The sequence below is a fragment of the Pseudoalteromonas sp. genome (assembly GCF_041629635.1).
In the GTDB taxonomy this organism is placed as follows: Bacteria; Pseudomonadota; Gammaproteobacteria; order Enterobacterales; family Alteromonadaceae; genus Pseudoalteromonas.
Map to the genome: position 1 here is coordinate 1 of NZ_JBFKMX010000126.1, position 10,380 is coordinate 10,380.

The window sequence follows — 10,380 nt, forward strand, 5'->3', positions numbered from 1 at the left end:
ACAAAGTTATTCGCTATTTTTGCCTTCGCGCTACTGACCTTAATTATTTGGCTTAAATCATCCTATAACGTTGGTGTACAGCGTGATCATATCAATATAAAGTCGGTTAAACGCGGGGACTTACCGCTTGTAATCAATACATATGGCAAACTGATATCACAAGATACGCGCATATTGACCACGCCGGTTGCAGCAACAGTAGAGAAAATCCACCTCAAACCAGGTGCGCAAGTGAATAAAGACAGCATTATTCTCGAACTCGTTAACCCTGAATTAAATCAAAAGGTTGAAGCTGCTCAACTAGCATTACACCAAGCCAATACTAAGTTAAAAAAACTAGAGATAGAACTACAAGACCAACAACTCCAACATCAATCAAATATTGCGCTATTAAAAGCCGAACTTAAATCGGCGCGCTTGCAATACACGGCTGAGAAAAACTTAGAAAACAGTGGCACAATTTCAAAATTACAAATTCAAACTTCAGCAATTACGGTTGAGCAACTTGAAGTACGCCTTGCCATTGCCGAGCAACGTATTAATCACTTAAAAGCCATTAACCAAACTCGATTATCCGTTGAAAAAGAACTAGTTAAACTTGCTAAAAGTCAGCTGAGTTTACAACTTAAAAATAAAGAGTCATTGATTGTACGCTCTAACATCGACGGTGTATTACAGCGCTTACCTGTAGAGCTGGGCGAAAACATTGTCGCAGGCGCTAAACTCGCAGAAGTTGGCAGTGTGAGTAACCTTGATGCAGAGCTCAAATTACCGCAAAGCCATGCCGCCGAAATTGCATTAGGAAACCCTGTAATGTTAACCGTTGCTATGCAACCTGTTTCTGCGGTTGTCAGCCGAATTGATCCTGTTGTAACAAATGGTTATGTCACGATTGAAGCAAAAATTGAACAACCATTACCAAAAAGCGCCCGTCCAGAAATTAATATTCAAGGGTTTATCACCTCAAATGTCATCACTGACGCATTGTATGTTGAAACACCCGCCAATATCACCAGCCATTCAAAAGTGGACATGTTTTTAGTTGATGATGCAGAGCAAATCGCAGAGGCAACCACAGTGTCATTTGGCCGTATCGTAGGCCAGTATATTGAGGTGCTAAATGGCGTAGAAGCTAATCAACAACTGGTGATTTCAGATATGCAGCAATGGCAAAACTACAAACAAATCGCATTGATTAATTAAGGGAAGAAGATGAATAATAAAAGCGTGATTGAGTTAACGAATATTACCCGCAAGTTTATTACTCAGGATATGACCACAACCGCGGTAGATAATATTAATCTTTCGATCAACCAAGGTGATTACGTTGCGATTACAGGGCCATCGGGTTGTGGTAAGTCAACCTTGTTATCGATTCTAGGCTTGATGGATAAAGCCACATCTGGCAGCTACCTACTCAATGGCATTGATGTTAATAAACTCAATACCGATCAGCTGGCTGAAGTAAGAAATAAAGAAATTGGATTTATATTTCAGTCATTTAACCTTATTGATGAGTTAACCGTGTGGGAAAATGTTGCCCTGCCATTGTATTACAGTGCAAGCAAAGGAGCAGGTGCTAAAAAAACAGCGGTTGAAGCGTTAGACAAAGTCGAAATGCGTCATCGACTTAATCATTTCCCAACGCAACTTTCTGGCGGGCAACAGCAACGCGTTGCCATTGCTAGAGCATTGGTTATGTCTCCTTCCATTTTATTAATTGATGAACCAACAGGGAATTTGGACTCGCACAATGGCGACATTGTGATGGCAATGCTTAGCGACTTAAACAACCAAGGTACGACCTTATGCATGGTTACGCATGATGCTCGCTATGCTAATCAAGCAAAGCGTAGAATTGATTTGTTTGACGGCAAAGTTTTAGGGTCTATTCAAAATATGGAAGTTGCGTAAATGAGTGCATATTGGTTAATGGAACTGCGCGTAGCCATGCGCGCACTGACAAAACGGCCACAATTTGTATTAACCGTTGTGATTACCTTAGCCTTATCCATGGCGACTGTGATCAGTGTGTTTAGCTTAAATAGCTTGTTGTTATTACAAAGCTTGCCATTTAAAGATGCGCAGCAACAATATGTTGTCGACTTAAAGTTAGACTTTGCAGGCAAAACATTTCCTTCACTTCCCGTGTTAAAAAGACGCTTTGTGGAAAACCAAACGAGCTTTGAAAGCGCTTCTCTTTATGTCGGTGAAACCCGAACATTAGAACTGCAACACCAGTTATTTAAGTTAGAAACAGCCTTTGTATCAGCCAGCTATTTTGATCAATTAGGCCTTGTAACAGCCTATGGTAGAGCCTTTAACCACAATGAAAAACTGAATAACTTCACACCATCAACGGTATTGTCTTACCAATTATGGCAAGAAAAATTTTCTGCTTCCCCGGCGATCATTGGCCGTCAAATCAACATTGACGGCACTTTTTTTTCTGTTGTCGGCGTACTAAAAAAAGGGGTGCTATCACCTGATAATTTAGCCTCAGAACAACCTCAATTGTACCTTCCTTTGGATTACAGTAATGCGGATTTGTTTGGCGATAAAAACATTTCTGAAGGTGACGCCAGTATCATTGCGAAAGGAAATGCTAACAACCGCACATCTTACCTTAATGACGTTCAAAACCTTGCTAATAAATTAAAAACGGAAATAAATAATCCATTGTTAAGCTTTGGCACACTAAAAGCGCATGTTACGCCTTTGCGAGAGGCGATTATTGGCGATTCTGACCGCCTTTCTTTGCTTTTATTGTTAGGTGCATTGATGCTGTTACTGGTTGCCTGCGTAAACCTATCGAATTTATTTATTGCGCGCTCTGTCGAATCGAAACAAGACTTCGCAATTCATGTTGCAGTGGGAGCAAAACATAAGCAACTGTTTAACAAACTGCTCATGGAAAGCTCTTTGTTATCGTTTGCCTCCGGCATCATGGCATTATTAATTGCAGTATGGGCTATCGAATTGATTAAATTTATTGGCAGTGATTCATTGCCGCGTTTAAACCAACTATCCATAGACAGCTATACCTTGCTTTTCTCAATGCTAATTTGTTGTTTGTTAGCATTATTCTTTTCGTATATTCCCTTTTGGTTATCACGTAACGCCGCGCTCAATCAACAAATGCAAACCTCAGGAAAAGGTGGCGGAAAGCAAAACTCAGCCCGTTCACGAGTTGCATTGTTATTAGGGCAATCTGCACTTGTGTCGATGCTACTTTGCTTTTCATCACTCTTTTTGCAAAAGTCATTCACAGAGCTTGAAAAAGTGACCGGATTTAACACCGAACAAAGAGCACTTCTTACACTTGAGAGAAAGAATAAGGCCTTGTCAAAAGGTGAATTGGCTAGTGCATTACCTGCAGTAATAGAACAAATAAGGCAATTACCAGAAGTAACTAATGTGGCTTTAAGTAATTCAAGCCCTGTTATTATGGCGGGCGTTGTTTTTCCGGTGCGAAAAAGCATCGACTCAGCGGAGTATATGCTGTCTGTAAATAAAGCTCAGCATAATTTCTTTGATGTGCTTGGTATTGAGTTTATTAAAGGCTCAACCTTTAGTCAGAAAAGTGCCGAAGCGAGTTATGAAGTCATTCTCAATCAAAGTAGTGCGCGTCTTTTACTCGGTGAAAACTGGGCTATTGGCGATTCTGTGTTTATTACTGGCCGCCCTTACAAATTGGTTGGCGTGATAAAAGACACCTTTCGATCACGTTATTTACGATCTCAGTTAGGCAATGAATTGGTGATTGTTCCCTATAACAAAATCAATGGCGACATGCTGCCATCAGAGCAGATCGTATTAAATATTTATCATGGAAAGTCTGAACATTTTAATTTCAGCAATATTAATAGCATTATCAATTCACCTACCAGTGCATTTAGCATTACTTCACTACAAAGCTTACAAGACGTTTTAGAAGAAGAAGTACATTTAGCCAAAACGACAGCTATTTTAGCGGCTTCGTTCTGCTTGCTAACATTGCTGTTAGCTGCGATTGGCGTTTGGGGTATCGTTAACTACAGCGCAAAAATGCGCCATTTTGAATTTGGTATTCGAATGGCACTGGGCGCCAAAAAAGTACATTTACTTAAAATGATGCTGCTTGAAAATATAAAACCTCTTTCATTTGGCATGTTATTTGGCGTTGCTTTAGCCACCATCATTATCCAAGCAAATGCGGCCCACTTTTCTTTATTTGGCTACTTACAGGTCGGTTATTTAGTACCAATGATTATTGCCATGGTACTCACTACCTTAATAGCGATTATCAAACCCGTTACTCAGGTGGTAAATGATGCGCCTATGAGCGCACTTAAACGTGAACAATAAACTCTATTTATATTTATACTTAAACGCAAAAGGAAAAAGCATGAGAACGAAACTTATCACACTCGTAACACTGCTAATGATGACATCATTAAATGTATCCGCCGCAATCGAAAAACAAACGCTGTCGGTAGCGGAAGAAGTGTTATTTCAACGTATGTTCTTGGAAAAAACACTTTCAATGCCGCAAGTTAAAGTATTTAACAAGCAAGGTGTATTGTTATATGGCACAAATAAAGCAGATGAAGAATTAAAAGTTAATATGCTTAAAGGGCTATCAGAGATAACTAATAAAGGCGAAAATACATTCGCTAGCCACCTTAAAGGGATTACCGCTGCAGATGGCGCGGCAATCAATTTAGATGACTTTAAACAGGAGATTATCGTTGTTGAAAGTTATGTAGATTGGTTTGAAGATAGTAAAAAGCAGCGCAAGGATATTGAACAAGTATTATCAAAAGTGCAAAACAAAGATGTGCTTTGGCTGGTACTTGACGTTGACCCTAAAAAAATGGCCAATGCTAATGTCACTGTAACACATATCGAATAAGCTAAATAACCTCTAGGAGTACCCTGTGCTCCTTATACCAACTTTATTAGTCATTTGACCATTCTAGCGAGTTAAATGACCAGCTAATTAATGCAATTGTTATTATTTATCGACTTTACTTATGTTGTTTTTTTGTTAACATTTCAGGCACATAGGAAGGAAACGCTCGTTGTATGAAGAATGATGAACACGCTGTAACGCGAATATTAGTAGTTGATGACCAAATTGATATTCGTACTACGCTTCGTTATTTATTAAGTGAAAAAGGTTATGTGGTACTTGATGCCAGCAGCCCTGCAGACGCATTATTGTTGCTAAAAACCACATCTGTTGATCTCGTATTAACCGATATGAACTTCCGTAAAGACACAACATCAGGCCAAGAAGGGCTTTCATTTGTTGCAACTTTGGGACAACTCTACCCCGAACTAACAGTGCTGGTCATGACCGCTTGGTCTACCGTGCCATTGGCAGTTCAAGCGATGCAAATTGGTGCCCGTGATTTCATAGAAAAGCCATGGGAAAACCACCAGCTTTACGACATTATTGCCACCCAGTTAAAAATTAGCAAAACCGTAAGCCATACAAACCCTTCGTTAAACGAAGACAATGGCATCATTTACCAATCAGCTCTTTTTGAAAACCTAATGCAGCAAATCGAGAAAGTCAGCCTGTCTCATGCAAATGTACTTTTAACGGGTGAAAATGGAACTGGCAAAAGCTTACTCGCCCATCATATTCATCAAACATCACCACGCAATGAATTTCCATTTGTTAGTGTTAACTTAGGTGCGGTGCCAGAGCAATTATTTGAAAGTGAATTATTTGGACATAAACGTGGAGCATTTACTGGCGCCTTTGAAGACAGAGCCGGACGTATTGCTGCCGCCGGACAAGGCACCCTATTTTTAGACGAGCTTGCGACCACATGCACGCAAAATCAAGCAAAACTATTACGGGTGCTGGAGTCTAAAAAGTATGAATGCATTGGCAGTAGCGACACCAATATGATGGCATGTCGAATTGTTTCTGCGACCAATGCAAATATTCGCGAGCTTATCGCAAGCAATGAGTTTCGAGAGGATTTATATTACCGTCTCAATACGGTAGAAATTAGGGTCCCCTCCTTGCGCGAGCGCAAAGAAGATATCTTGCCAATTGCACAGTACTACCTTGAAACAATCGGTAAAGAGTATCAAAAGCCTGAATTAACCTTCAGTAAACACTGCCAAGATAAGCTTATTGCACATACTTGGCCTGGCAATACACGAGAATTAAAACATACCATTGAACGCGCAATTATTTTTAGTGACTCAAGTGTTATTGAGTTAGAGCACTTATCACAAAATTCAACACCAGTAGAACATTCACAGCCAGTTGCGCCACTTGCACAAGTGGAAGAAGCATTAATTATTAAAGCGTTAGAGCAAGCCAATGGTAATATCAATGTATCCGCAGAATTACTGGGGATCAGCCGAAGCGCATTATATCGTAGGATAGAAAAACATGGAGTCCAATACAAAAAATACCTCTAGTTTCGAGCAGCAACTCAACTTAAGGTTTGCAAGTTTATTGGCGTTACAATTACTGTCACTCGGTTTATTTTGTGCCGTTTCTAGTTGGTCTTTTGTGCAAAACTTAACAATTGCATTACCCATTATGGTGATTGCAATTTGGCAGAGCAAAATAACCATTGGCAAGGTGCGTTCAATCTTGAATGTACTGGTGAATAGTTTCGAACACATCAACTCAAGTAGCTTTAACACATCACCCCATTTACCTTACAAAAAAGGGGTGTTGCACTCGCTCAACATTGAATATGACAAATTACAAAGCCAGCTTAAGCATGCCAATTTTAGTCGCCAGAAAGATGCATACATCATGTATCAACTGCTAGAGCAATTGGACACGCCGATTTTCTTATTTGATCACCGTAAACTCTTGGTCAATGCTAATCCCAAGTCAAAATTATTTTTAGGTAATGATTGGCGCTTATTTAAAGGTGATAGCCTAGAGCATCTTGGCTTTAGTTTGACTGAAAATAATCAAATTGTTTGCCAACAGCAAAATGATACTTGGTCGGTGAAAAGCTGTGTTTCGACATCTGAAGATAACAAGTTTTATCTCGTTATTTTGCAAAATATTGAGCAAGCATTACGAGCTAAAGAGCTCAGTGCATGGCATCAGTTAATCAAGGTGATCGGGCATGAAGTACGAAACTCTCTCACACCAATTTATGCCCTGAGTAATGCACTTGCTGACGATTTCAAAGACGATAAGAACAAATATGAAGCTTTGTCATTAATCGCAGCGCGCAGTAAAAGTTTGCAATCGTTTATCAATAGAACCACTGAATTAGCACATATCCCGAAACCCGCAGTTGAACAAATAGATATAAAGCAAAAGTTAGAAGATGTGTGTAATTTACTACCAAACATCAATTACAGTTTAAAAATTAATGCTCCTTTTATTGATGCCGATCCCGTGCAACTAGAGCAAGTACTGGTCAACCTTATTAAAAACGCAGACGAAGCAATGACAGAAAAAGACGTTATCTCGATTTTAACCTATCAAACAAATAATGGCTGTCAGATTGAAATAACCGATAAGGGAACCGGAATCTACGAACAAAATAATTTATTTGTGCCATTTTACACAACGAAAGAATCAGGCTCTGGCATTGGTTTAGCATTGAGTAAACAATTGATTGAAGCTCATAATGGCAAAATTAGCATTAAAAACAATACTGATAACATAGGTGTAACCGTTTCAGTTTGGCTACCATTCACTTTAAATCCACACTAAAACGTATTCGTTTAAAAAGTCAGATCAGATTTCATACCGTATTCACTGATAAACAGCGCATGTTTATCAGTGAATACCATTACTTCTTAAAAAGTGATAACAAGATTTTGGTTATTTAATGCCATTACTCAACATGTTTGCTGCAAAGAAAGCAAAATTCTGAAATATATTTATACAAAGTTAGACTTAAAACCCGTCTCTTTATTACTCAAAATCACACCCAGTTTTTTTATTTTCGAAATCACACCCCATAACTGAACCACAGCATAAGCAGTGTGTTTATTTCAATCAAAAGTGAAAACGTTTGAACATGCAAGTTTACAGCCGTTCGATTATGGACACAAAACCGGACAAAACCCCCGAAAACGATAAAATAGCAATAAAAATCAACACCTTGAAAAACCAGGAGTTAACTTATAAATTTCAAATGTCGCGACATACAACACTAAAATCACTTAATTCAATTAAGTGGTATTAACAATAAAAATGTTTAAAACAAGGAAAATCAAAATGTCAAAAATTAATAAATTACTCGCTGGTCTTTCAACGTCTTCAATCGCACTTTTTGCAGCGAATGCATCTGCTGCTGTTGTTGTATGTGCTTGTGGCCGTGCGGGCGACGTTGTTATTTGTGTTTGCCAAGCATTTTAATGTTTGAGTTAAACTTAAAACTACAAAATCACCTTTGATCCAAAGGTGATTTTTAAAAAAATAAAAACAAAATTTTATGAAAAAAGTCATTCTATCAATGCTATTTTTAGCATCCGTTTATTATGTTTCCAGTCAGTTCAACTCGACGAAAGCTGCTCCGGTAGTTGAAGATTTGGGCGAAGCGACTGTGCAAAAAATCCTTGATTCACGCGAAACAACTATCGGAAAAAGTATTAACTTATCGCATACACTTATTGGGCTAGATGGCGCTGAAACAACATTTGCAGAATTTAGCGATCAACCGCTAGTAGTTATGTTTTGGGCTACTTGGTGCAAAGCATGTGAAATGCAACTACCACAAATGATTGAGCAGCAGGCATTAAACCCAAATACCAAGTTTGTTTATATAGCGGTCCGCTCAAAAGATGATGAAATATTAAAAGTAAACAATGGGTTAAATAATCAGTTAGCTATTTACAGAAAAGGTTGGGAAGGTCAAGAAAGCGTGTTATCTGGTACAACATTGCCTTTAACCTTCGTAATAGATAAACAAGGAACCATAATCGCAGAGCGCCAAGGTTTTTCTATGGCAAGTGGTGTTGAATTTATCACAAACACTTTAAGTAAGTCTGACGCGGTAAAAATATAACCAAAGCACTTAAATACCCTGTGTATTAATCCATTCCCTGTTAGCGCCGAATAGTTATACCAATTCGGCGCTTTTATACCATAAGTTAAGGCTTATAAATGTTAAGCTTTTAGACTTAGTCACTCACTCCAAAAAATTCATTGAATGGTTTAACTTTAAAGGTCTGCATGTGGGCCAAACACTTCATAATGAATACGCTCGGTGCCTACTCCCATGTTCAATAACTGTGTTTTGATAAAGCGCATAAACGCAACAGGACCACATAAGTAGAAATGGGCTTGCCCATACGGTAAGCGTGCATCGTTTAAATCAATAAGGCCGTGTAATGTGTTTTCCGGTAATTCGTTTGCTTCATTGTGTTTTTCATACCAAGTATAGGTTTGCCAGTTATTCAACTTGGCAATTTCAGTGGTACGCTGCTTAAACGAATGTTGTTGCTTTGAGTTACACGCGTGTAAATAATACACATCGTGTTCATAATTTAGCGCCGATAAATACTCAAACATTGACTGCATTGGCGTTACCCCTACCCCAGCCGAAATAAGTACCACAGGTGATTGCTTGTCTTGGAAGAAAAAATCTCCCGCAGGGGCGTTAACTGCAAGGGTGTCACCCACTTCAATATGATCATGCAAGAAGTTAGAGACAATCCCCTGCGGCACTGTTGTTTCTCGTTTTACCGAAATACGATAGTTATGCCCATTAGGCTTATTTGATAATGAGTACTGACGAATTTCAGTAAATGGGTGATTGTTTGGTTGCACCGAAATACCCAAATATTGCCCTGGCACATAACCAATCACATCATTGCCGTCTTGTGGGGTAAGGACAAAACTTGTAACCAGTTCAGACTCTTTGATCTTTTCGCTTACTACAAATGGTCGGCTATCGCGCCAACCACCTTGGCTTTTTGCACGGTTTTCATAAAGCTCACCTTCGCGTTGAATAAACACAGAAGCTAAAAAGTCATATGCCGCTGTCCAAGCTTCTTCGACTTCAGCTGTAAATAGTTCACCCGTTAATTCCCGTAGGGTTTCGGTTAGGTGATGACCCACTATTTGGTACATTTCAGGTTGAATATTAAAACTGGTGTGCTTATGGGCGATGCGCTCAACCGCTCTTTTTAGTGCGCCCACATTATCAATATGCTGCGCATACGCTGCGATAGCTTCAAATAAAGCAGCCTTTTGCCTGCCCGACGCTTGATTGCTCATATTAAAGATATGTTTAAGTTCAGGCTGATGAAAAAACAACCTTTCATAAAAGTGAGCTGTTAGCGCAGGCCCAGTCTCAGAAAGTAATGGCACTAAACTTTTAATAATATCAATATGACGTTGTTGTAACATGTAATACCTCGTGTGTTGCAACGTGTTGTTAGAAA

The 10,380-nt window shown here is 39.1% G+C and carries 9 protein-coding genes; 8 read left to right on the plus strand and 1 reads right to left on the minus strand.

Features of this window, described 5'->3' with window-relative positions; translation table 11 throughout:
- The 8 genes from ABYD77_RS15050 to ABYD77_RS15085 all read left to right on the plus strand — a co-directional run.
- Positions 1 to 1,203 (plus strand): efflux RND transporter periplasmic adaptor subunit (locus ABYD77_RS15050; protein ID WP_372770941.1); only part of this gene is annotated, 1,203 nt, incomplete at its 5' end.
- Positions 1,204 to 1,212: 9 nt separating this feature from the next.
- Positions 1,213 to 1,914, plus strand: coding sequence for an ABC transporter ATP-binding protein (locus ABYD77_RS15055; RefSeq protein ID WP_372770942.1), 702 nt, complete (start codon positions 1,213 to 1,215; stop codon positions 1,912 to 1,914).
- Positions 1,915 to 4,347, plus strand: a complete 2,433-nt coding sequence (locus ABYD77_RS15060) for an ABC transporter permease (RefSeq protein WP_372770943.1) — start codon at positions 1,915 to 1,917, stop codon at positions 4,345 to 4,347.
- Between the two features lie 40 nt (positions 4,348 to 4,387).
- On the plus strand, positions 4,388 to 4,894 hold the full coding sequence (locus ABYD77_RS15065; protein WP_372770944.1) for a hypothetical protein: 507 nt from the start codon (positions 4,388 to 4,390) through the stop codon (positions 4,892 to 4,894).
- Positions 4,895 to 5,067: 173 nt separating this feature from the next.
- The gene (locus ABYD77_RS15070; protein ID WP_372770945.1) at positions 5,068 to 6,429 is read left to right on the plus strand and encodes a sigma-54-dependent transcriptional regulator; all 1,362 of its coding nucleotides are present in this window, start codon (positions 5,068 to 5,070) and stop codon (positions 6,427 to 6,429) included.
- Positions 6,401 to 7,699 (plus strand): PAS domain-containing sensor histidine kinase, encoded by a 1,299-nt coding sequence (locus ABYD77_RS15075; RefSeq protein WP_372770946.1) that lies wholly within the window; start codon positions 6,401 to 6,403, stop codon positions 7,697 to 7,699. The genes ABYD77_RS15070 and ABYD77_RS15075 overlap by 29 nt, the downstream gene beginning before the upstream one ends.
- Positions 7,700 to 8,209: 510 nt before the next feature.
- Positions 8,210 to 8,350 (plus strand): hypothetical protein, encoded by a 141-nt coding sequence (locus ABYD77_RS15080; protein WP_372770947.1) that lies wholly within the window; start codon positions 8,210 to 8,212, stop codon positions 8,348 to 8,350.
- 76 nt (positions 8,351 to 8,426) lie between these two features.
- A complete protein-coding gene (locus ABYD77_RS15085) occupies positions 8,427 to 8,999 on the plus strand; it encodes a TlpA family protein disulfide reductase (protein ID WP_372770948.1) in 573 nt (190 codons plus the stop codon).
- Positions 9,000 to 9,154: 155 nt separating this feature from the next.
- Here the strand turns inward: ABYD77_RS15085 and hmpA are convergent.
- A partial coding sequence (gene hmpA / locus ABYD77_RS15090) for an NO-inducible flavohemoprotein (protein ID WP_372770949.1) occupies positions 9,155 to 10,380 on the minus strand: 1,226 nt, incomplete at its 5' end.

What these genes read in the sequence shown, in the direction of transcription:
- ABYD77_RS15080 (WP_372770947.1), top strand. Translation starts at nt 8,210, where the DNA reads ATGTCAAAAATTAATAAATTACTCGCTGGTCTTTCAACGTCTTCAATC.
- ABYD77_RS15085 (WP_372770948.1), top strand. Translation starts at nt 8,427, where the DNA reads ATGAAAAAAGTCATTCTATCAATGCTATTTTTAGCATCCGTTTATTAT.
- ABYD77_RS15065 (WP_372770944.1), top strand. Translation starts at nt 4,388, where the DNA reads ATGAGAACGAAACTTATCACACTCGTAACACTGCTAATGATGACATCA.
- ABYD77_RS15055 (WP_372770942.1), top strand. Translation starts at nt 1,213, where the DNA reads ATGAATAATAAAAGCGTGATTGAGTTAACGAATATTACCCGCAAGTTT.
- ABYD77_RS15075 (WP_372770946.1), top strand. Translation starts at nt 6,401, where the DNA reads ATGGAGTCCAATACAAAAAATACCTCTAGTTTCGAGCAGCAACTCAAC.
- ABYD77_RS15070 (WP_372770945.1), top strand. Translation starts at nt 5,068, where the DNA reads ATGAAGAATGATGAACACGCTGTAACGCGAATATTAGTAGTTGATGAC.
- ABYD77_RS15060 (WP_372770943.1), top strand. Translation starts at nt 1,915, where the DNA reads ATGAGTGCATATTGGTTAATGGAACTGCGCGTAGCCATGCGCGCACTG.